This is a genomic window from Rubritalea profundi (assembly GCF_002954445.1).
Classification (GTDB): domain Bacteria; phylum Verrucomicrobiota; class Verrucomicrobiia; order Verrucomicrobiales; family Akkermansiaceae; genus Rubritalea; species Rubritalea profundi.
On sequence record NZ_MQWA01000001.1, the window covers coordinates 4,137,820 to 4,159,517 of the forward strand.

The 21,698-nt window shown below is 49.8% G+C and carries 20 protein-coding genes; 9 read left to right on the forward strand and 11 right to left on the reverse strand.

Translation table 11 applies throughout. The features are described from left to right. Window positions 1–1,624 precede the first annotated feature (1,624 nt). A complete protein-coding gene (locus BSZ32_RS18025; RefSeq protein ID WP_105044699.1) occupies window positions 1,625–2,065 on the forward strand; it encodes an IS1096 element passenger TnpR family protein in 441 nt (146 codons plus the stop codon). 65 nt (window positions 2,066–2,130) lie between these two features. Here BSZ32_RS18025 and BSZ32_RS18030 read toward each other — a convergent pair whose 3' ends face one another. The 8 genes from BSZ32_RS18030 to BSZ32_RS18065 form a co-directional block, all read right to left on the reverse strand. Next, entirely contained in the window at window positions 2,131–2,871 is a 741-nt protein-coding gene (locus BSZ32_RS18030; protein ID WP_206018905.1) for an RluA family pseudouridine synthase, read from the reverse strand. A 42-nt stretch (window positions 2,872–2,913) separates the two neighbouring features. After that, entirely contained in the window at window positions 2,914–4,326 is a 1,413-nt protein-coding gene (locus BSZ32_RS18035; RefSeq protein WP_105044701.1) for a DUF58 domain-containing protein, read from the reverse strand. A 19-nt stretch (window positions 4,327–4,345) separates the two neighbouring features. Next, entirely contained in the window at window positions 4,346–5,338 is a 993-nt protein-coding gene (locus tag BSZ32_RS18040; RefSeq protein ID WP_105044702.1) for an AAA family ATPase, read from the reverse strand. After that, window positions 5,335–6,534, reverse strand: a complete 1,200-nt coding sequence (locus BSZ32_RS18045; protein WP_105044703.1) for a DUF4350 domain-containing protein — start codon at window positions 6,532–6,534, stop codon at window positions 5,335–5,337. Before BSZ32_RS18045 ends, BSZ32_RS18040 begins: the two co-directional genes overlap by 4 nt. After that, the gene (locus BSZ32_RS18050; protein ID WP_105044704.1) at window positions 6,531–8,024 is read right to left on the reverse strand and encodes a hypothetical protein; all 1,494 of its coding nucleotides are present in this window, start codon (window positions 8,022–8,024) and stop codon (window positions 6,531–6,533) included. The genes BSZ32_RS18045 and BSZ32_RS18050 overlap by 4 nt, the downstream gene beginning before the upstream one ends. Continuing rightward, window positions 8,014–8,991 (reverse strand): stage II sporulation protein M, encoded by a 978-nt coding sequence (locus tag BSZ32_RS18055; RefSeq protein WP_105044705.1) that lies wholly within the window; start codon window positions 8,989–8,991, stop codon window positions 8,014–8,016. Before BSZ32_RS18055 ends, BSZ32_RS18050 begins: the two co-directional genes overlap by 11 nt. Window positions 8,992–8,997: 6 nt before the next feature. Next, entirely contained in the window at window positions 8,998–9,756 is a 759-nt protein-coding gene (locus BSZ32_RS18060; RefSeq protein ID WP_165788933.1) for an RDD family protein, read from the reverse strand. 332 nt (window positions 9,757–10,088) lie between these two features. Beyond that, window positions 10,089–11,831 carry a sodium:solute symporter family transporter gene (locus BSZ32_RS18065; protein WP_105044707.1) on the reverse strand — a complete coding sequence of 581 codons (1,743 nt, stop codon included), beginning with the start codon at window positions 11,829–11,831 and terminating at the stop codon, window positions 10,089–10,091. Between the two features lie 84 nt (window positions 11,832–11,915). Here BSZ32_RS18065 and BSZ32_RS18070 point away from each other — a divergent pair, with 84 nt between their 5' ends. The 7 genes from BSZ32_RS18070 (at window position 11,916) to BSZ32_RS18100 (ending at window position 17,757) form a co-directional block, all read left to right on the forward strand. Continuing rightward, window positions 11,916–12,158, forward strand: a complete 243-nt coding sequence (locus BSZ32_RS18070) for a hypothetical protein (protein WP_105044708.1) — start codon at window positions 11,916–11,918, stop codon at window positions 12,156–12,158. Window positions 12,159–12,401: 243 nt separating this feature from the next. After that, entirely contained in the window at window positions 12,402–13,169 is a 768-nt protein-coding gene (gene kdsB, locus BSZ32_RS18075) for a 3-deoxy-manno-octulosonate cytidylyltransferase (RefSeq protein WP_105044709.1), read from the forward strand. Between the two features lie 37 nt (window positions 13,170–13,206). Then, window positions 13,207–14,817: a CTP synthase gene (gene pyrG / locus BSZ32_RS18080; protein ID WP_105044710.1), complete on the forward strand. Its 1,611-nt coding sequence runs from the start codon at window positions 13,207–13,209 to the stop codon at window positions 14,815–14,817. Window positions 14,818–14,844: 27 nt separating this feature from the next. After that, on the forward strand, window positions 14,845–15,315 hold the full coding sequence (locus tag BSZ32_RS18085) for a RidA family protein (RefSeq protein ID WP_105044711.1): 471 nt from the start codon (window positions 14,845–14,847) through the stop codon (window positions 15,313–15,315). Between the two features lie 157 nt (window positions 15,316–15,472). After that, window positions 15,473–16,540: a TIGR02597 family protein gene (locus BSZ32_RS18090; protein ID WP_105044712.1), complete on the forward strand. Its 1,068-nt coding sequence runs from the start codon at window positions 15,473–15,475 to the stop codon at window positions 16,538–16,540. Window positions 16,541–16,543: 3 nt separating this feature from the next. After that, the gene (locus tag BSZ32_RS18095; protein ID WP_105044713.1) at window positions 16,544–17,215 is read left to right on the forward strand and encodes a PEP-CTERM sorting domain-containing protein; all 672 of its coding nucleotides are present in this window, start codon (window positions 16,544–16,546) and stop codon (window positions 17,213–17,215) included. 56 nt (window positions 17,216–17,271) lie between these two features. Then, window positions 17,272–17,757 (forward strand): hypothetical protein, encoded by a 486-nt coding sequence (locus BSZ32_RS18100; RefSeq protein ID WP_129589829.1) that lies wholly within the window; start codon window positions 17,272–17,274, stop codon window positions 17,755–17,757. Here BSZ32_RS18100 and BSZ32_RS20685 read toward each other — a convergent pair. Next, window positions 17,662–18,204 carry a transposase gene (locus BSZ32_RS20685; RefSeq protein ID WP_105044715.1) on the reverse strand — a complete coding sequence of 181 codons (543 nt, stop codon included), beginning with the start codon at window positions 18,202–18,204 and terminating at the stop codon, window positions 17,662–17,664. The genes BSZ32_RS18100 and BSZ32_RS20685 overlap by 96 nt on opposite strands. Here BSZ32_RS20685 and BSZ32_RS18110 point away from each other — a divergent pair. Then, window positions 18,178–18,507: a hypothetical protein gene (locus BSZ32_RS18110; RefSeq protein ID WP_165788542.1), complete on the forward strand. Its 330-nt coding sequence runs from the start codon at window positions 18,178–18,180 to the stop codon at window positions 18,505–18,507. The genes BSZ32_RS20685 and BSZ32_RS18110 overlap by 27 nt on opposite strands. Window positions 18,508–18,598: 91 nt before the next feature. On the opposite strand, the gene BSZ32_RS18115 is transcribed toward BSZ32_RS18110, so the two are convergent. Beyond that, complete coding sequence (locus tag BSZ32_RS18115; protein ID WP_105044717.1) at window positions 18,599–20,023, reverse strand: alkaline phosphatase family protein; 1,425 nt, start codon at window positions 20,021–20,023, stop codon at window positions 18,599–18,601. 176 nt (window positions 20,024–20,199) lie between these two features. Next, window positions 20,200–21,381, reverse strand: coding sequence for a 3-dehydroquinate synthase (locus BSZ32_RS18120; RefSeq protein ID WP_105044718.1), 1,182 nt, complete (start codon window positions 21,379–21,381; stop codon window positions 20,200–20,202). Window positions 21,382–21,698: the final 317 nt, after the last annotated feature.

Sequence of the window (21,698 nt, forward strand, 5' to 3'; positions counted from 1 at the left end):
TAGCGCCTCCCACTGTCAAAAGTCCAAGGTCTAAAAGTCCAACCAACGAAGTCTGGTGACTTCACCCAAAAAAACCATCGCGACCACGCGATCTAACCCGACCTTCGACCTTCCGACCTTCGACACCGCCACCCACCAAAAAACTCCCCAACACGAACAACGCACTCTAACCCTACCCTTTCTCGCGCCTCCCACTGTCGAAAGTCCACGTACACAATGAGACATACACTATGAGACAGACTAACTGAGCTTAAGTACTCATAGCTTTCCGCGTAGCGCATTTTCCTAAAGCCCTCAAAAAGAACATTTGTCTCTTTAGTTTTGCTAAGTGGTATTATACCATTTTCACAGTTACCTTGGTGTAATGATTGGCTTTAAGGTTGGTGATTTCTCAGCCAAGCTGAATTCTAATAGAGCGCTGAACCTTCCCCATTCTAGCAGCGTTCTGCGTCAGTCACATAGCTTGCTATACTCCTTCCTTGAGCCTTGCTAGAATAGAAAAAATTCAGCGTCATTACCCCAATCTAACTATTCAAATGGTATTACTGCTAGGTCGAGTCACTACGGGGATTGCTGATTCCCATCGACTTGCTTTTCCAATTATCAATCACCCGACAGACGACTAGACGACTAGACGACTAGACGACTAGACGACTAGACAACTAGACAACTAGACAACTAGACGACTAGACAACCAACCCACTCTCTACCCACCACAATAATTTCAACAACAACAACAACAACAACAACTCACGTCTAACTATTAGAATGTTAATCAATTATTCAGCATTCAGAATCGCCCAAATCGATTATGGGACTAGATCGCCCCTTCAGGGCTGTTTTATGGTGAATGCTCCTTGTCCCAGGGCGTTGCTCTGTGGGCTGACATAGGTGACAACGTTGGTGTCTCGTATGGGTCATTGATGTGGTCTTGGTTGCGTAGCGAAGGCACCGGAACGAGGCACAAGGGGTTTTCCATGCTAGCTACTCGCTACTACCTACTGGCTACTACATAGAGACGCCGAAAGCGCTCTTGTACGCCGGGCTGAAGCACAGCTTAAAAATCTGTCGTGTATAGTGATAAGGGATCTCAAGAAATAATTGGGTTCTATGGTGGGCTATATCAGCCAGGTTTGTGTGGAGATGGCGAGCCTGAATGGTACCGGCACCCGGCACCTGGCACCCGGCACCTGGCAGTTCGCTGGTGAAGTCTGAGCACTGTGAGTCAGCAGCTTCGCTGGAATTATTTTGAGCGACCGAGACGGTCGCGCTACGTGGAGCGGCAGAATTAGACTCAGAATCTCTGAGGTGATGAATGTAAAACCACCATCGACACAACATTTCGTACCTTTCGTCTATTTCTGGGTATGAATCTACTCGCACTATAACGCACTATAATATAGACAATTTCGACCTTCTACAAATCATTCCTAACAATTAGAACGATAATCAATGGACATATTTTCAGCATCGTCTAGATAGCTGAAACACGGCAGAATTAGACTCAGAATCTCTGAGGTGACTTGGAGCGCAGCAGTCTAACTGAGCTTGCCCCGGCTAGATTGACACTCACGCGGAAATTCTCGACGTCATCAAGTCGAACATTAGCAAAGCAAACATCAACATGGCACACCACACATATTCCATCACATTCGGCACAGGTAAAGACAAGGCGGTAGCGAAGGTTCGTGTTGTCGAGACGGCGAGCTTATTCGAACTCGCTGATGTACTACTAACCGCCATCGGCTTTGATCTGGATCACGCCTTCGGTTTTCACAGCAGTCTCAAGAGCCCCTACGATCGTAACATGAAGCGCGAATTCACGGCATTTGCAGACCAAGGAGAAGGCCGTCTCGAAAGCGATACGGGAGTCGAAAGCACCAAGGTGTGTGATGTTTTCAGCGAAGGTGAGAAGATGCTCTTTCACTTTGACTACGGCGACGACTGGATATTCATCGTCCAGTGCCTCAGCATCGAGAAGACCAACAGCCGCAAACGGAAACCTGAAATCCTAGAAGTCGTGGGCATCTTCCCAGAGCAATACCCGGACTATGATGAGGAGTGAGGACCCTCCGGTAAAACCGGGGAGACTACTGTGGAATAATTTTCGTACATTTCGCGGCAGGTAACCTACTCAGCCAGGCTGGGAAAACACCTGAGGAAGTTGGGGCCTAATGGGGCGGTGATGGTGAGTTTATCGCCGGTGATAGGGTGGTCGAGGGTGAGGGATTTTGCCTGAAGTAGCATGCGGGTGCCGGAGGCTAACAACTCACCTATGCGGTCGCAGGTTTCTATGCCGGCGTAGCGGTAGTCGCCGACGATTGGGATGTCAGCATGGAGCAGGTGACGGCGGATCTGGTGGAAGCGACCCGAGTGTGGGATGGCTTCGATGAGGGTGAGAATGTCTCCGTGGCCAGCGCATTGTTCCTCGAGACTTGCTAGAGCTTCAACCTTGCGGGACTCTAACACGCGAAAGCTGGTGTGCGCTTCGCGGACTGGGGCTCCGTCCTCTTTTTGGATTGGCTGGTGGCATTGCCATTGCTCGGCGGGTGCCTTGCCTTGGACAACTGCCCAGTAAGACTTGTCAAAATCGTGGAGTTCGAGCGCCTTGTGGAGCTTTTTGGTTGCCTGCTTCTCTAGTCCAAACAAAAGAACACCCGAGGTTGGACGGTCAATTCTGTGGATGGTATTGACTCGTTTGCCAATCTGGTCGCGCAGGATCTTCATGGCGACGAGGTCATCGTCCTGTGGTGACTCGGCTGGGTGCACTAGGTGGCCGGCCGGCTTATCAATCGCGACCAGCCATTCGTCTTGGTATAGGATTTTCAATGCTTCCGTCATGCTCAATGCCTCTGTATCAGTTTTCTTCACACTTACCACTTCACACTTATCACTCCCAAAATTCATTTTGGCTTAGACTCCTTCTCTCGCAACTAAGTAGGCATTGGCTAGCGCCACTGGTAAGTCTTCGGCGGTCGCATCGACTGAGTGAACTCCGTGGGAGCGTAGCTCGTTGAGTACGGCATTGCGCTCATCCAGATAAATCTGGCTAGCACCGAGAGCCAGTGCGTCATCGAGCGACTCGACGGGTTCTTCCATCCGGTCCATCACTTCTTTTTCCTGAAGGTTCGCTAGAATGGTCACATGACGTTTACGGACGAGTCTAAGTGGTTCGATCAAATCGACTCCATCTTCACCACGGACATTACTCAAGAAAACCACGAGCGAACGACGCTGTTGCCGTACTAACAAGCGCTCGGCGGCCTCAGCATAATCGCTTGGAGAGGTGGAGGTTTGGTAGTCGTAGAGGTGGTTGAGAATGGTAGTCATCGAGTTAATTCCTTTGACCGGTGGTAGCCATCGTTCTTGTCCACCAAAGCTCAAAATACCGACATTATCCCCTTGTTTTAAAGCGACATAGGCTAACAAAAGCATGGCATTGAGACAGTGATCAAACTGAGGGATATCACCATCCATAGCGCGCATCCGTTGGCCACAGTCGACTGCTAGAATCACGTTCTGGTCCCGTTGTTCTTGGTAGTCACGAGAGATCAAATGGAGCTTTCTAGAAGTGGCTTTCCAGTCAACCTTAGAAAGTGTGTCACCGAGTTGGTAGTCGCGTAGTTGGTGGAAGTCTTTGCTCATACCAGCGCGATTTTTCATGACGATGCCCATTTGCTCTGGGCTACTCTCCATCGCTAGCAGGGCGAACTGGATCACTGGCTCGTAGTTTGGGTAGACTTTGGTTTCTTCAGATTCACCAGCACGCACTTGTCGGGTCCAGAATTTCAAGAATGAAGCGTACTGGATGTGAGCAGCTTCTACCGTCGTCCTACCACGCTGGCGCATTTTCAGAGGGTAGGTTATTTCGGTAAATCCATTGGCGGGTAATTCCCCCTGCCAAGGAAGTCCATCGCTCTCGTGCTCCTCCGCGAGTCCATCATAGACGGAAACGGTGAGAGGTAATTGCGAGCAGTTAGTGAGCTTGAGTACTACCTCAGATTCTATCTCGATCGCAAATCGTCCCGGAAGCGTCCGTGAGACCTGAGGGGATTTAGTGGATACGAGGACTAGAAAATCAACCAGTAAAAGAACTGCCCAAGCGATCAATGACCACCACCAAATATTTGTTAAATCGGGAAGAACTGAAGCAATCACGCCGAGAGCTAGCCAGATAAACCCACAGTAAATCGTGAGTCCATTTGGTTTCACCTTTAGCCTCTTCCACAGCCACACAATGAGCAGGAAGGGGCCAACATAGAGGAGTATCCCAATGATAAATTGAGAAAACCCACCTAAGTTTGCTAGCTGATAGAATGACTGCATCTCTGAATTTCCAGTAATCCTACTGACGTGGAGCTTCGACTCCTGCTATGATATTGAGGATGGCGTCGTCTACTTTTTGCCCGCTAATCGCCAATTCTGGAGCCAGCTGCACACGGTGACGTAACACGGGAAGCGCCGATTGTTTGATATCATCTGGCACTAAGAAGTCTCGTCCTGCCATGTAGGCAAATGCTTTAGCTACACGCACGAGGCTGATGGCGCCTCGGGTACCAGCACCTAGGCTAATACCCTGAGCACTACGAGAAGCACGCACGAGGTTCACGGCATAGTTGACCACTTCATCGACGCAACGGATGTTAGCTACATCCTGCTGAGCGGAGATGATGTCCTCCGACGAACAAAGCTGAGCGACCGATGAGGCGCTGAGACCTGTGCCGCTGGTGACGTCACGCACGACCTGAGCCTCATCGCAGTGGGATGGGTAGTCCATTACCACCTTCATTAAGAAGCGGTCGAGTTGGGCCTCGGGTAATGGATAGGTCCCCTCTTGCTCGATAGGGTTCTGCGTAGCCAATGTCATGAATGGCGGATCTAACTTGATCGTCTCACCATCGATAGTGACTTGGCGTTCTTGCATCACCTCTAACAATGCAGCCTGGGTCTTTGCCGGCGAGCGGTTGATCTCATCAGCTAACAAGAGGTTGGTAAAGATAGGGCCGCGGCGCACCTGGAAAGTCTGGCTCTTCATATCGAAGAGCGTGAACCCAGTGACATCTGAGGGCATCAAATCAGGAGTAAACTGAATACGGCTAAACACGCCAGCGAAGGTGTTGGCGAGGGCCACAACCAGATGAGTTTTCCCCAGGCCGGGTTTACCTTCCAACAATACATGACCGCCAGCGAGGAAGGTGGCGATCACTTGGTCGATCACTACATCCTGGCCGAAAACAACTTTACGCAGTTCCGTGCGCAGGCTTTGTGCTAGGCTATTGGTGAGTGAAGCCGGCTGAACTGCTGGCGGCTCGGGTTCTGTCATTGGGTAATCGCTCATAAGCTTTTTAGTATTTGTTGGAGTGTTTTTGTGATTTTCACCATGGTGCTGCCATCGCGCACATCAGTGCGGGTCATTGCCTCGGATACGAGGTCGTTGTCGATACCTGAGGACTGGCTAAGGGAATCTATTAGAGCTTTGGAATCTAGGCCTTGCTGGTAAAAGTGCCGAGACTTCTTCACAACGGCATCGCGTAGTGACTTGAGCAAGACATCCTCGCGCTTGTGTCTCCACAGGAATTGTCCGGTACTTTTCAGCTGCTTGGCATAATTCCTGGCATCACCATCGGCGACATCTAACAATGGCCCAAAGCGTGGCAGGCTCTTCCAAACCCAAAGGACCGTGAGAGCAAGCAATGCCCACATCGCCGGCCAAGCGTATTCACCAAGCATGGAAGTGAAGCTCCTGACTTTCCCGAGGGAAAATACGATCTTGCCACCGCGAGCTGCAACATAATCGAGTAGCTCTGCGTGGTCCGCAATTTTTAGGTAGGGATTGCGAAACGCGCGCGCGTCCGAGATAAATGTGATTCTCCCCTCACCCAGAGTGCGACTATAGAAGTGGTGTTCCTCCCCTTCATCGTGCCAGTCTGACTCATAATAAAGATTGTCATACGGGACCAACAATCGGGTCCCACCGAGCTCCATTTTAAACTCCTCGTCGTCATCATCGGTAAATACCAGGACGGATTCGGTAAATGGTAGTTCTTTTCCTTTTGCCACATCGCTACCGCGCTCTTGCCAATCGTATTCTTCTTTAAGATTATCAACGAGGCTTAGCTCTGCAGACTCTAGCAGTAAGTTAAGACCAGTTTCCTCCTCAGTGTCCTCGCGCCAAGCTTCAGGATCGTGGTGGGCCCAATCACCCACATCTTTCCAATAGTCTTCGCCACGCTCAAGGAAACAAAGGTAGTGCCCCCCCATATTGACCCAATCAAGAACCCGATCGGCGTCAGCTACCGAGCGCACACTGGATGCTGGCGAGAAAACGACTCCTTCGTCTTCATCAAATTTCAGGACCCCAGTAGAAGATATCACTTCATGTCCATCACTCACTAAGTAGCGTTCTGCTGCTAGATAGGGATTCTTCCTAGCCCGTCCATCGTAGCCAATAAATTGCTCACGGTCTTCCGTCTCTGAACACGAGGTCAGAGAAATAAAGCCTAAAATCAGCAAACATAAAGAGCGCAACTTCATCGGCTATCCTCCTCAGTTTTCTGAACTTTAGTAAATGGCCAAGAACTACAGAGGCTAGAGAAGTCGTGCACGTCTGGTTCAATTTTTCCGTAGGCTAGGTTGACCCAATGCTTGGTTAGATCTGAGAAATAGCGGGATGCTACTAGTTGGCCACATCGGGCTACCCGCTGGACACAATCATTTTCGGTGTCCCCTTCCTCGATCTCAATCGCCATTTCATTGACAGCCCACGAGATAGAACCTCGATAAAGGTAGCTCAGTGCCAGTTGCTGGTCGCGTGCATCCCAAGCCGCTCTCGCAGCCGCCACGATGTCCTCTGGCAAACTCTCAGGAGTGACATCCATCCCCATCACGCTACGCACTCTTGGGACCGAGGACGTGGTCGCCCTACCAGTACCTCTGAATACATGCATATTGGTATGAATAAGCCAACAGATGCCGATGATCAAAGCGAACAAAATCACCCAAAATAGAATGTTAGAAACGATTCCCAGAGCACCAAATAACGCCAAGCTCCCTGATCCATTTGACTGATTATCATCTTTTTCAGGCACCTGAACAATCTCAGAGCGTATCTCAAAGTCGTCATCAGCCATCACTTTATCTAAGCGTTCGTTAGAGGCCTCTACTGATGTCTGGCTGAGTGAAAAACACAGCAATGCCGCGAGTGTTATGAGCAAGGATTTACCCGTGCTTTGGAGGACGGAACTGACTCTTTCGCTCATCCGCTTGAATGCGAGCTCGATATCCCAGCCTTCAGTGATCGTACGGCTATTGATATACATAGCAAAACCGGCCCCGACATAAAATGGCTCGATCAGGGTCACCGCGGAAAGTATCAAGCCAAGCATAATCCAGACATAGGGCTCAGGCATGAAGGACGCATCGCTATCCAGCACGTGGTCGATCCAAAATTCCTCGATCACAATGGAGTCCCCGAACAAGCCTACAACACTAGTGAATACGAAGAGCATAGAGAACATCGAGCCTAAAACGAGCACCAGAGAAACCAAAGCGGCCTGACTAGCACCTTCTCCACCGTTACGTGAGAGCAGGTTGACTCTTTGACTGTATGCCTTTCCCTTCAGACCTTCCAGCTCCATCACGGGCTGGGCCAAGCCTCTTGCTAGATTCAGCGGGCCCATCAATACTGTGATGAAAAATCGCCTACAGAACATAGAGGGCAAGGCTTTTAGCAATTCTCTGGTAGTTGAATCTTCGCCAAAAAGCCGACGGCTGAGCACAAAAAGTGGGATACGATCACAGAGTGGTAAAATCCAGATACAGAGAAAACCAGCAATCCACGGCCGCCCTTCAGCCCATGGCCAAAATTGACTCAGGGCGATGATAATAAACCACAGTGGCACCACAGTGATAAACCACGCATTCATGACCTTACCATAGTTTTCACGGACCAAGGCACATCCGAGATCGATCGATTCCCAACGGCCACGAGGGCGAATCTCCGCCGTTACTTTCTCAAGCTTCACGTTGTCCCCTCCCTGCAAAAATAAAGTAACCAGCGATGGCAATCCAGCCAGCGAAGCCGACTCCGTATTTTAAATTGGGAGCGAAGTCATGTGCCGACCAAAACCCTTCAACACAGGCTGCGATGAAGGTGAGAAAAAAGGCTCCGAAGATCAAGGGCAGTCCACGCTTGCCACTTTCTAACAACGCACGGCTACGGGTCATCCGACCTGGGTTAAGAATCCCAAGTCCAATCCGCATACCCGCCATCCCAGCGACCACCATGCCAGTAAGCTCGTAGGATGCGTGGCCGGAGACAAAGGTGAAAAACTTTACCGGGTCCCCGTACTCGATCACGTAGGCCATCGATCCGCCAATACCTAGGCCATTCATCAAAAGAATAAATAAGCTCCCCACACCAGCAAGTGCACCACCAGCAATGATTTGGAAATCGATACCAATGTTATTGTGAATGTAATGACTAAACATCATGAAGTCAGCCCCAGCTTCACCGCGGAAATTCTCAACCACATTATCATCTCCCTTGCCGTACATTTCATCCATACCCGCCATGCCGTCACTTCCTAGAATGCTGCGCACCCAATCGAGATCGTAATAGATCGAGACCCACATGCCAATTGCCGGGATCAAAAAGAATACCCAACAAAGCACAAAAAGTTTCCACTCACGACGAATCGCCTGCGGGAAACCAACCGCTAAAAAGTGCACCATTGTTTCTAGAAAACTAGAAGAACTGCGAGCTACCATCTTGTGACCGCGGATGACCTGCTGGTTGAGGTACTCGCACATCGTCTCGCCGTACATCCGATGCCTAGCCATCGCTAGCTCGACACAGCGCTCGCGCACCATCTTAGGAATTTCAGCCACATCTGTCTGGTAGTCTGCTTTGCCTTTTTCCAAAGACTGCATACTGGCATCATAGCGTTGCCACTTTTCGGCATTCTTGGCCTTAAATTGATTTGCGTTCATCCCCCTTTATTTCCCCTCAGTTAGCCAATGTGCCATTCCTAACAACCGAGTTTTTCCCAGCTGCCCCTGCGCATTAGTCACAGCCAAGGCATGGTCGGCTAGCTCAACTCGACGCGCCTCAGACCAGAGCCCCGCACGATCACGAAAAGCGACAATGGCCGCCTGCTCCTCACGGGTCAAAGCCACGGGGGGGGCCACTTTTTTAAAAGCTGGAGGGATCGACGCAGTGAGATGGTCGACTGGTTTATTGTACACCACCACGGTATTGGCAACGAGGTCACCCACCCGTTGAAACTTTTTTGAGAGCAAGCAAGTGGTGAGCCCAACTCCGTAACCACCAATAAAAAAACCGGCTGCACCAGTCGGTATCCCTGGCAACATATCCACGTAACGCAGGATATTGCGCACAAAGACCTGGCCACGTGTGGCGGCATTACCAGAGCGGTCGATCACACGAATCCCCATCGATCGTTTGCCAGGTGTGGCAGAGCGCTTGCCACCTTCGAAAAAGGCAAAATACCCCCAAGATAAAAGAAACAACGAAATCATCATAATGCCATTGGCTATATTGTCATTTGTACCAAAACCGATAAAACTGGTTACAATCCCTAACACTATCAAGATACCAATAATGATCAGATAATCGATAATCAGCGCCATCGAGCGCACAAATGGACCCGCGACACGCAGAAGAATCTCGACCCCATCACCGAGTTCCACACTCTGTAATGTATCAATTTTCTTAATCTCAGACCTATTTCCCATATACATTCCCTCAAAATGATTGAGGCAAAGGCACCCTAACCAAAGCTCACCCCCCGTAAAGACGAAAGATCCCAAGAGGCATTGAGATACTTAAATTCTTGCTGATTTCATCACGGTGCCCAGAGATCATGCATCCATGCCAATTCACAGCTACACAGGAAGAAAAGAGCCAGCCAGCACAACGCCCTATGAAATTTGACTAACAACATGGATAGGTATGCCTTCCTGCAGGGATAATCAGGGTTCCTACACTCGGGAGTTTATCTAGGTTGATGGCTGCAGCGCTCGATAGAATGAACAGAACTTTCCAGAACTGGCCCCACTCAGCTAATTTAGCTTTGTTTGTTTTTAGCCTGTGGAAAATATAGTCCGAAGAGTAGAGTCACAATCGTGGTAATCGGCCAAAACCAAGCATAACAATACACCACTGATATAGCTCCTTCAGAAGAGGCTGTATAAGTAGGAAGGTTTGCCAGCCAAGTGATGTCCCCTTCCATCTTTTTGACTAAAACCCATACATCCATTCTCCCAAACATTGTTAACAGAAAGGATACTGATGCTCCTACTAGTAGACCGCGTAAGCTACCGCGTCCAATCAGAGCACACAGGAAAAGGGCTAGTAATGGCCCCATAGTGTAGGCTGACATCCCGAAGGCCAGTGGTAAGACCGGTATCCCTTGTGCCGCAACGACTAACAGCAAGGTAAATCCAGTGAGTAAGATCCCCCACATCACAACAAGCCACTTTGACTTTGTAACTAGATTAAGCTCTTCCAGCTCAGCGTCAGTTTTATCCTCGGGGTGGTAAATAAATGAGAGAGTAGTTTGGCTCAATGCCGCAAGGATACTATCCAAACTAGAGATCGCCGCGGCAAAAACACCTGCCAAAATAAGTCCCGATAAACCAACAGGCATCTGAGTGACTATCCACATAGGGAACACATTGTCCCCTTTCACTGGGACCGCTACATTTGAGACTAAAGGATTTGCATCCACTCCACCAATTCCATGATCAATCGCATACTGGGCTGCGTCTGGGTGCTCAATTCTCGGAGCTGCATCTAGTGCTGTCTGAGCTAGGGCTACATCGCTCTCAATATGATGCGTCTTTGGAGTCCCCATGATTTCACGACCTTCATAGCCGTTGAATGGGTTATTATTATAATGAACAAACAGTGCGGTTCCCACTAGCAACATCAATAAGGTCAGCAGCTGACCACCACAGCTCCAAAGTAGGGCTTTTGATGCGTCCTTTGCATTCTTACAACAAAACATCCGTTGCGCATTGAGTTGATCCACACCGAAAGCTGTTAGATTCTGGAATGGCACTGCAATCAGCGCTACCCAAAAGGTAAACTCCAGTTTCGCGTCAAACCCCCAACGAGCATCCCACACTGTCGTGCGACCAAATTGCTCAGCGACTTCCCAGTATTGGCCCCAGCCTCCGTCGAGTGATGTTATAACCCAAAAAAGGGCAGCTAGACCGCCGAAGGTAAATAGTCCGAACTGCATTACATCGGTCCATATGACTGTACTCATCCCGCCCATTAGAGTCCAACCAATGGCAAACAGGCCAATGATGATGATACAAATCGATATCGGTAAGCCAGTGACAACTTCTAGTGGTATAGCTGCCACAAAAACACGCACACTTTGCCCCAATATACTTCCCATGGTGAAGATTACTGTAGCGAGCTTTTTCACCCCCACTCCTAGCCTCTTCCCCATATAGTCGTAGGGACTATAGATCTCATCTTCGTAATACCGTGGTACAAAATATTTTGCCACTATGACTCGGCCTATGACTGAGCCAATTCCCCATAGTAGATAGGTAAAATTTCCGTGGAGAGCGAACAAAGTTCCAGCTACGCCGATGAAAGTAACCCCTGAAATTTCGGTGGCTATAATAGAGCCACTCACTGCTTGCCACGGTAAGGATCTTCCTCCTAAGAAAAAATCACGAATAGTCCCCTGCTTGCCACGCATGCAATGCCCAACTATAGTCGTTAATAATAGGTAGCCGAAAATTACAGACCAGTCCCACATTGTGAAATACTCATGAATCGCTTTATCCATATTTCGCAAACTAGCAAGACTCGCCAGTGGCGTCGATACGAATTACTTTACATCCCTTAAATATATCCATACAGCCCTCTGAGCATGACAGCCCATTACCAAGCACTAGCAGAAACGCTAAAGAAACGGATCGAAGTGATCTCTGACACCGAGCTACGCGACAGCAACCCGCAGCAACAACTTCGCCAACTGCAGCAAGCAAGTGAGTCAATCCAAGCCTGGCATTCAGCGCACCGAGGAAACATCCCCTCGCAGCTCAACCATTTCCTCCAGCAATCGAGCCTGAGCAAAGCGCTCGACTACCTCGAGAGTGAAGGGCTCATTTAGTGCTGATACGCATCAAGATTTGTCCAATTGAGAACGAGCTCTGAGGTTGAGGGAGTTCCTTTCAGCGCCTCGTAGTGTTACGTTTTACGTGTTAAGTATTATGCCCCCCTTGGAGTGGAAATCCCAAAACATGGTGCGTAGCAGTATAGCACACTTTCTAGGGGATATTTCTGAGTGACTATTTTAAAGCAAAAGAACCTTGCACCACATCGGGTCACCTCCTAAATTGCCGCAACTCATACCGTGGACACAGATTCTAACAATTACGTTTTAGGGATCATTCCAGCGCGTTGGGCCTCTACCCGCTTCCCGGGAAAACCATTGCACCTCATTGCCGGTAAACCGCTAGTGCAACGCGTTTGGGAACGCTGCCTAGAGTGCTCAAAACTGGACAGTATCATTGTCGCTACGGACGACGACCGGATTGCCGATGTTTGCCGTAGCTTTGGTGCTAATGTGGCGATGACCGCAGCTGATCATCCTACCGGAACTGACCGGATCGCAGAAGCCGCCGCCGCTGTCCCACAGGCGACCCATCTGATCAATATCCAAGGCGATGAGCCATTGATTGAGCCATCGCTAATCGACCAACTCGCCTCTGCATTACTCGCTGATTCAGCCTTAGAAATGGCAACTGCAGCCAACGCGATCGATGACGAGGCGCTGATGAATGACCCAAATGTGGTCAAGTGTGTGCTCAAACAGAATGGAGACGCACTCTATTTTTCACGTTCACCGCTGCCATTTCAGCGAAGTGCCAGCCCAGAGTTGACATGCTACCGCCACAAAGGCATCTACGCCTATCGCAAAGACTTCCTTCAGCAATTCATCCTGTGGCCACCCTCACCACTAGAGCTTGCCGAATCCCTCGAGCAGCTGCGAGCACTCGAAAATAACGCCCGCATCAGAGTCATCATCACCGATGACTCCTCTGGCGGGGTCGACACCCTCGAACAAGCTCAGCAACTCGAAACTTTCTTACTTTCAAAAAATGCGTCAGCAGACGCGTAATCACACACTTAACTATTAACTGATCACTTCTTTTCACATGGCACATCCTACTAAATACATCTTCGTCACTGGCGGCGTCGTTTCCTCACTCGGAAAAGGCCTCTGTGCAGCATCGCTGGGCACACTGCTTGAGCACCGCGGGCTCGACGTTCTCATCCAGAAGTTTGACCCCTACCTCAACGTAGATCCTGGCACCATGTCACCCTACCAGCACGGCGAAGTTTACGTTCTTGCTGACGGCGCTGAGACAGATCTAGACCTCGGCCACTACGAGCGCTTCACCAACAGCCAGTGCTCCAGCCTCAACAACATCACTTCCGGCCAGGTTTTCGAGAAAGTGATCCAGAATGAACGTGCGGGCGTTTACCTAGGTAAGACAGTGCAGTTCATCCCACACTGCACCGACGTCATCAAAGACCGCATCCGCGAGGTCACCCTCAAGAGCGATGCGGATGTCATCATCACAGAAATCGGTGGAACCACTGGTGACATCGAAGGCCACCTTTTCCTCGAAGCCCTCCGTCAGTTCTCGCTCGAAGTTGGGCGCGACAACGCTTGCTTCATCCACGTCACCCTCCTTCCCTACATCGCAGCTGCGGGTGAGATCAAAACCAAGCCAACCCAGCAATCAGTCGCTAAGCTTCGCGAAATCGGAATCGTTCCTGACATTATAGTTTGCCGTACCGAGCACGACCTCGACGACGACAACCGCGCTAAGATCGCCATGTTCTGTAACGTGGAAGCCAAGAACGTCGTCGCATTCCGCGATGTGAAGCACACCATCTATGAGTGCCCGCTCGATCTCCGCCGCGACAAGCTCGACCGACTCGTAAGCGACCGTCTCGGGCTTGAATCCGAGACCCCTGACCTCGAGAAATGGCGCCACTTTGTCGACCGCATCATCAACCCGACACACGAAGTAAACATCGCAGTCGTGGGTAAATACATCGAGCTTCAGGACGCCTACAAGTCGATCTACGAATCACTCGTCCACGCAGGTGCGGCACATGACACCAAGGTAAATATCGTTCGCGTTGATGCCAGCGTCCTCGAATCAGACGGCCCAGCCACTGAGCTCAAGGACTGCGACGGCATCCTCATCCCAGGTGGCTTCGGCGACCGCGGCACAGAAGGCAAAATCATCGCAGCCAAGTTTGCCCGCGAGAACAAGATCCCCTACTTTGGTATCTGTCTCGGCATGCAGATCGCCACCATCGAATTCGCCCGCAACGTGTGTCACCTAGAAGCCGCCACTTCCACAGAATTCGACAAAGACACCAAGCACCCCGTCATCTCCCTTCAGGAAGAGCAAAAAGGAATCACCACGATGGGAGCTAGCATGCGCCTAGGTTCATCTGAATCGGTAGTCTACAAAGACTCCAAAGCGTACGAAATCTACGGCAGCGAACGGATCACCGAGCGTCACCGCCACCGATACGAGTTCAACCCAGCTTACCGCGAGCAGATGGAAGCTGCAGGTCTCAAGATCAGCTCAGTTTCCTCTGACCAAGGCCTTGTCGAGATCGTGGAAATCCCTGAACACCCATTTTTTATCGGCGCCCAGTTCCACCCAGAATTCCAGTCACGGCCGAACAAACCACACCCACTTTTCGCAGGTTTTGTAGCCGCATCACTGGCGTCGAAGTAATTTCAAATCTCAAATCACAAATTTCAAATGAGCATCGAAGCCCGCATCGCCGAACTCGGCTACACACTTCCTGAAGTCCCAGCTCCCGCTGGTTCCTACCTCAACTACACCCGTAGTGGCAATCTCCTCTTCCTCGCTGGCGGCATCCCACCAGTAGAAGATAAATATCAAGGGAAAGTCCCCACTGATACCACCATCGAAACCGCCCAAGATGCCGCCCGCCTCATCACACTCAATCGCCTCGCCGTCGTCAAAGACGCAGTCGGATCGCTCGATAAAGTGAAAAAGATCGTCACCGTCAACGGCTTCGTCAGCTCCGAACCAGATTTCTACGCCCACCCCGCAGTCATCAATGGTTGCTCAGATCTTCTCGTCGAAATCTTTGGCGACAAAGGCAGGCACTCGCGCACTGCCTGTGGTGTCGCGGCACTGCCGCTCAACGTCTCAGTAGAAATCAACATGGTTGTGGAAGTCGAGGAATCAATACTGGCACAGTAAATACCCCCCCAAAAAATCCTTTGTTTAACTTATCTTAATGAAAAAGTTCAAATAAATACTTGCCCGCCCCCCCACAAACGCTAAATTAAGTCATTCAGAACTTATACATCCGACTTAAAATCAAAGTATAAGCCACAATGAAAAACATAAACAACACATGAATAAAATCCAAATCGCCGGCTTCACAGCTCTCACTTTACTCGGTTCTCTGAGCGCCATCCAGGCGGCGGAAGCCACTACTGACCCAGTCGGTTATATGAGTACTCCATGCCCATTAGGTTCAGACACCCTAGTCACCGTCCCCTTCGCTGGCGAACTAGCTTATCCTGGAGCTGTATTAGGCACGCCAATACAGATTGATGAGACACTTACAATTGATGTAAGTGGCACACCTTTTATAGCTGACGAATACAACACACTTTACATGCTGCGCGTCACTAGTGGAGCATCTGAAGGTGATGTTTTTCAGATCACAGGCACGACTGCTTCTTCAATCGATATAGACCTCAATGGAGCTACACCAACCATCGTAGATACTACAACATTCAGAATTGTTAAATTTTGGACCCTATCCACTCTATTCCCACCAGCAACGCAAACAACAGTTGACCCCGCAGCCAGTGCTTTCGCTACTCTAAATCACACACTTATTCTGTTACCAAGTAGCGGTAACGGTATTAATTTATCTTCTGGTAGCTCTCACTACATTCTATCCGGCCAATGGAATATAGTAGGAGGAGGTGACTCAAGTGATACGCTACTCTGGCCTGGCTCTCACTTCACCATAAGACATAATGCAGGGGTGACAGTACCAACAATATACACACCAGCAGGCACCGTAGATACAGGTAAGATAATTATTCCACTTAACTCACTTCAAGCGAGTGATCAAGACAACTACGTGTCCATACCAAGACCTATCGACATAACAATTGCGGACTTAGGCCTTACGACTACTGGTACTCCTGCTGTATTCGAGCCAAAAAATGGAGCGTTCGATTCCACTTTTGATCAAATTATTGTTTTCGATAACACTGATGAGAATCAAAATAAATCTGCATCAGCTACATACTTTTATAACAACGATTCAAGCCAATGGGAAAAATTTGGTTCCTCCGCTGATGCAGGTACCGACATAATTCCAGCCGCGTCTGGAATCATCATACGAAAAACAGCAAGCACTGTAGACCAAACCGTTCTCTGGACTAACACACCAACTTACTAAAAAATGAATAAAAATTTAATAATTACACTCGGCATCACATGCGTGAGCCTAGCTCTACCTCAGAAATCAGAGGCCGCAACACTGAACTTTAGTTTAGGACAAATGTGGGATAGCAGCAACGTTCTAATCCCTGAAAACACAGTAGGAATTCTAGTTGCAGACATAACTGGCTCAGGTTTTGGCAGCATGGAAACGGACTTATTCAATTTTGATCTCAATTCGACAATTGACGTTACTGGTGGAGGCTCTCAAACTCTCATTGGAACTGACTTTGAGGTTCTATCAATCCTCTCAGCCGATAGTAACAACGCCTTTCTCACCCGCTCCGTTAGCGGGATTGCATACGATGATGGACTAGGTGCTGGTGATAATTTAGCCTTCATCTGGCTTCCTGGACTAACCTCTACGGGAGATTCCATTACTGGTGGTCAATCATTCGGACTAATAACTGGACTTACAGGCGCACAAAACGGTTCAGGGACTGATGATTTCATAATACCAGGAAGTCCATCAGACACTGTTACTTTCAGCTTCTTTTCCACCAACATTGGGGGTGGACTGGTCCCTATTGTAGATTTCACTGCAGACTTAAACATCGCAGCAATCCCAGAGCCAACGAGCATCGCTCTTCTTGGACTTGGTTCCGTAGCACTTCTTCTTCGCCGCCGTCGCTAGTCGACAGCAAACGAGAATCACTAAATTAATCTTTAAAAGCCTTCATCCTTCACAGGATGAAGGCTTTTTTTGTCTCTGGAGTGCTGTGGCTCGACACAGCTCTGCGGCAGGCGCGGCTTGACGCCCGCGGTCGGCCAGCCACCAAGAAACCTCCATCCTCAAAAGCAACTCCAATCAACCCAACAGCAGCTCCGCACCGCATGCGTCAAGCCACAGCCATCCCCAAAAGCTGCATCAAGCCGCAGCACTCCAAAAAGCCCCCTCCCTCTGGAGTGCTGTGGCTCGACACAGCTCTGCGGCAGGCGCGGCTTGACGCCCGCGGTCGGCCAGCCACCAAGAAACCTCCATCCTCAAAAGCAACTCCAATCAACCCAACAGCAGCCCCGCACCCCACGCATCAAACCACAGCCATCCCCAAAAGCTGCATCAAGCCACAGCACTCCAAATTAGAAATCATCTCTTATATTGAGTCGGTCAATCTTGAAGCTATTCACCATCTCGTAAAAACTAGTGCTGGACACTCTCACAAACCATCGAGCTGAACACCATGGATAATCCGTCGCCTGGTCCACCAATCCATGGTGTACAGCGTTTTCATTCACATACTTCAACCGGGCATAGTGTGAGGTATCGTGCGTAATCTGCGTTTCCCAATAATTGTGCCAAACCCTTCTCTCCTCAACACCATCGCTCTTATTCAGAAATCTTGCTGTAGATGTGTGTAAATGGCTAATAAATTTTGAAAGGTTTCCCGCTCCCACCTCAGGAGAAATAGCAACAAAGTGATAATGATTCGAAAGAACAGCCCACGCCTGGAGAGTCCAACCGTAATGACTCGCTAGACTCAGTAGCATCTCGTTCGTATAACGTAAACGCATTCGACTCCCTAAATAATGGCGTTTCTCATAAGTCGACCCCGTCACTATATAAATTCCAAACTCCTCAGTGAAATGTGGTGGAGCATGAGGCCAAGCAGAATTATCAGACATAATCTACACACTAACACACAAATCAAGCCAATCCAACACCCTCCCTCTGGAGTGCTGTGGCTCGACACAGCTCTGCGGCAGGCGCGGCTCGACGCCCGTGGTCGGCCAGCCACCAAGAAACCTCCATCCTCAAAAGCAACTCAACCTCAACCCGACAGCAGCTCCGCACCACATGCGTCAAGCCACAGCATCCCCAAAAAGCTGCGTCGAGCCGCAGCACTCCAGATCTCCTCACTTCACCGTACTGGAACGGCTTCAGCCCATTTTATCTATCGCGACCACGCGATCTATTTGGACCTTTGACTTTGCGACCTTTGACACTGATGGCCGTCTAAAGTCTGAAAGTCAAAAGTCGAGTCAGCAAAGTCTGGGGACCTCGTAAGCTTACATCCCCCTACACCTTCACCGCTGCGCAAATACGCTCAAACACCTCCTCAGCCGCATTGACTGGCATATGCTTGCCCCTTGTCGCATAAATCGGTTGTTCGTCCTCACAGACCTTGTCACGACCATGTGAGCCCTTAACTAAGCTCGCATCGAGCGGAATCACATCGAGCAAGGCTCGGAAGCCCAGTTTCTTCTTCAACAAGAACTGAGCAATCTTCAACTTCGGCGATTTCAATGCTGGATCGAGGAAAAGCTCGACCGGATCGTAGCCCGGCTTGCGGTGGATATCGACACAGCGCGCAAAATCAGGAGCCAGCGCATCGTCCAACCAATAATAATAAGTAAACCAAGCATTCTCCTCACTGACGGCAATCAAATCCCCAGAGCGCTGGAGCGCTACGCTCGATTGCTGATTTGTTTCACCATGCTGGCTCTGAACACCGTCAACTGAACACTGAACACTCAAGCCGAAGGATTCCTCAGCGGTCCTAATTTCCTCAACTCCTGGAGTCCCACTGAGAACTTCGATCACTTCATCCCTCAGGCTCGCATCATTTAAATAAACGTGAGCGACCTGATGGTCTGCCACCGCAAAAACCTTAGAGGCACCGCAATCAAGCATCTCAGTCCCCTGTTCTTCTTTGATGGTGATCCAGCCTTTCTCGCGGAAAATGCGATTCAGGTGCACCGGCTTATCCACCTTAGAAATTCCGTACTCAGAAAGCAAAACCACCTCGACCTCACGGGCCTCGAAGTAGTCAATCAACTCACCGACCACCGTATCGATTCGCTGGATTTCTACATCCATCTCGGGAGCACCGGGTCCAAACTTCTGCAGTCCATAATCCAGATGCGGCAGGTAGACTAAGCTCAGTGTCGGTTGATGCTTTTGCTCGACCCATTTGGCCGACTCCGCAATCCATTCAGAAGAAGGAATGCTAGCATTGGGGCCCCAAAATGTGGTGAACGGAAAATTACCAAGGTCCATCTTAATTTGCTCACGCATCTCCATCGGCTGGGTGTAGACATCAAACACCTTGCTGCCGTCGGCGGGGTACATCGGTCTCGGCGTGATCGTCCAGTCGGCAGTGGCATACATGTTATACCACCAAAACAGCTTGGCACAGGTAAAACCTGGCACCTCACGGCGGAGTTTATCCCAAATTTTTTCACCCTGAACAATATGGTTACTTTGCTTCCAAAACTTCACCTCGGCCGCCTCACGATCGTACCAACCATTGGCCACAATCCCATGCTCAGCCTCACGCGCGCCAGTCAGATAGCTCGACTGCGCGGTACAGGTCACCGCGGGAAATGCTGGCGCAAAGGTAGAAACCTCCCCCTCTTCCAGAAAGCCATTGATCCTCGGTGTATGCACACCAAGCACGGATTTGGTCAACCCAACCACATTGAGAACAACGACTCGCTTCATATAAATAGGTGTACCTGCCTAGCAAGTAGGAGAAAAGCTGAATCCTGCGGCGCCATACAGAATTATTAGAATTTTACAAATCTACAGAATCCATCGCTTTTGGTCAGGAGCCAATTTTGCCAATTTTTCCAATCCTGAGAAATTTTGATAAAACTGTATAAAAAGATGAGATCTGATTAGTGAAAAAGTTTTTCGCGTTCTTCTGAAGTGGAAGCAGCCGCATAACTCTTCAGCATCTGCATACAATATTCGACCAGAGCTTCATCCATGAAATGCACATCTTCACCGGTACCCACTCCACGCAGAAGCAAGACTGTGAGCTCACCTCCTAGGTGCTCACGAAATTCTTCTAAACCATCAAAAATCTTACGGCGGCCGTTGTCGTGCCTGAGCTCGAACCCCTCGTGATACAAAGGCAATTTAAGCCCATGAAGTATCGCGAGAACGCGCTTGGCATCCTTTTCCTCCAGTCGACCCGTGCGCCAAGAATACAAAGTATCCAATGCCAAGCCAACACTCACAGCTTGCGCGTGAGTCATTCCAAAGTCAGTCAGTTGCTCAAGCTTGTGCGCGGCCCAGTGGCCGTAGTCCAGCGGCCGGCTAGAACCCAGCTCGAATGGATCTCCACCTTGAGCAATATGCTCGGCATGCAGAATAGCGGATCGCTCAACGGCTTCCTCAAGCGCATGCGGACGTAACTTCGCCAGCAACTGGACATTATCCTCAAGCCAGTCAAAGAAGGCTCCATCGCGAACCAGCGCCACTTTCACAGCCTCCACCAGTCCATCGCGGCGCACATCCTCGGGCTGCGTATGCAGGAAGGCAAAATCATTTACCACCGCATAGGGAACAGCAAACGATCCCAGCCAGTTCTTCTTACCAAAAGCATTGATTCCATTTTTCACACCCACACCTGAATCATCCTGAGAAAGTGTGGTAGTCGGAAAGCGCACCAGACGAACTCCACGGTGAGAAGTGGAAGCGGCAAAGCCGATAACATCCAAAAAGGCACCACCGCCAATCGCAAAGATATAGCTGTGACGGTCGATCTTTTCCTCATTCACGGCATCCCATGCTGAATGCAGGACTTTCTCGTCACGCTTACAGATCTCGGCACCTGGCGCAATGACCACGCGTTTTAGTTCCAGTCCTGGCGTGCTAGCAAAATAATCTGCAATCTGTTGTTCCAATTTAGGAAACGCTTCAGCAACTGAGTCCTCCAAGAAAATCAAAACCTTAGCATGGCCATTAGTCTGCAATAACCGAGCCAACATGCGGTTTCCCTCAGAGAAAGCATCGCGCGTGAAGCGGATGCGATGCTGATAATTTAGGCTAATGGTATAGTCGTGTTCAGTCATAATCGGTGTTACAGAGATTTAGTAGTACAGGAAACGCGACTACGCCACTCATTCCTATCATATATTTGCGATTATGACACTTTTAGCGTTGGTTTAAAACTCTCTGTACGCGAGTCATCCAGACACAAAAAAAGCGCAGCAAATGCCACGCTCTTATAAGTTTCACGAGTAGTCGACAAATCGCCTACTGAGATGTAGATGGGGAGATCTATCGACGGTTTCCACCGCCGTAGCCGCCGCGACCACTGCCGCCGCCGCCATTGCGATCGCCACCATAGCCACCGCCACCGCCACCGCCACCGCCGCCACCACCGTAG

What these genes read in the sequence shown, in the direction of transcription:
- BSZ32_RS18055 (WP_105044705.1), bottom strand. Translation starts at nt 8,991, where the DNA reads ATGAACGCAAATCAATTTAAGGCCAAGAATGCCGAAAAGTGGCAACGC.
- BSZ32_RS20685 (WP_105044715.1), bottom strand. Translation starts at nt 18,204, where the DNA reads ATGTCTGATAATTCTGCTTGGCCTCATGCTCCACCACATTTCACTGAG.
- BSZ32_RS18115 (WP_105044717.1), bottom strand. Translation starts at nt 20,023, where the DNA reads ATGAAGCGAGTCGTTGTTCTCAATGTGGTTGGGTTGACCAAATCCGTG.
- BSZ32_RS18070 (WP_105044708.1), top strand. Translation starts at nt 11,916, where the DNA reads ATGACAGCCCATTACCAAGCACTAGCAGAAACGCTAAAGAAACGGATC.
- BSZ32_RS18040 (WP_105044702.1), bottom strand. Translation starts at nt 5,338, where the DNA reads ATGAGCGATTACCCAATGACAGAACCCGAGCCGCCAGCAGTTCAGCCG.
- BSZ32_RS18035 (WP_105044701.1), bottom strand. Translation starts at nt 4,326, where the DNA reads ATGCAGTCATTCTATCAGCTAGCAAACTTAGGTGGGTTTTCTCAATTT.
- BSZ32_RS18025 (WP_105044699.1), top strand. Translation starts at nt 1,625, where the DNA reads ATGGCACACCACACATATTCCATCACATTCGGCACAGGTAAAGACAAG.
- pyrG (WP_105044710.1), top strand. Translation starts at nt 13,207, where the DNA reads ATGGCACATCCTACTAAATACATCTTCGTCACTGGCGGCGTCGTTTCC.
- BSZ32_RS18060 (WP_165788933.1), bottom strand. Translation starts at nt 9,756, where the DNA reads ATGGGAAATAGGTCTGAGATTAAGAAAATTGATACATTACAGAGTGTG.
- BSZ32_RS18100 (WP_129589829.1), top strand. Translation starts at nt 17,272, where the DNA reads ATGAAGGCTTTTTTTGTCTCTGGAGTGCTGTGGCTCGACACAGCTCTG.
- BSZ32_RS18095 (WP_105044713.1), top strand. Translation starts at nt 16,544, where the DNA reads ATGAATAAAAATTTAATAATTACACTCGGCATCACATGCGTGAGCCTA.
- BSZ32_RS18110 (WP_165788542.1), top strand. Translation starts at nt 18,178, where the DNA reads ATGAGGCCAAGCAGAATTATCAGACATAATCTACACACTAACACACAA.
- BSZ32_RS18065 (WP_105044707.1), bottom strand. Translation starts at nt 11,831, where the DNA reads ATGGATAAAGCGATTCATGAGTATTTCACAATGTGGGACTGGTCTGTA.
- BSZ32_RS18090 (WP_105044712.1), top strand. Translation starts at nt 15,473, where the DNA reads ATGAATAAAATCCAAATCGCCGGCTTCACAGCTCTCACTTTACTCGGT.
- BSZ32_RS18085 (WP_105044711.1), top strand. Translation starts at nt 14,845, where the DNA reads ATGAGCATCGAAGCCCGCATCGCCGAACTCGGCTACACACTTCCTGAA.
- BSZ32_RS18045 (WP_105044703.1), bottom strand. Translation starts at nt 6,534, where the DNA reads ATGAAGTTGCGCTCTTTATGTTTGCTGATTTTAGGCTTTATTTCTCTG.
- BSZ32_RS18120 (WP_105044718.1), bottom strand. Translation starts at nt 21,381, where the DNA reads ATGACTGAACACGACTATACCATTAGCCTAAATTATCAGCATCGCATC.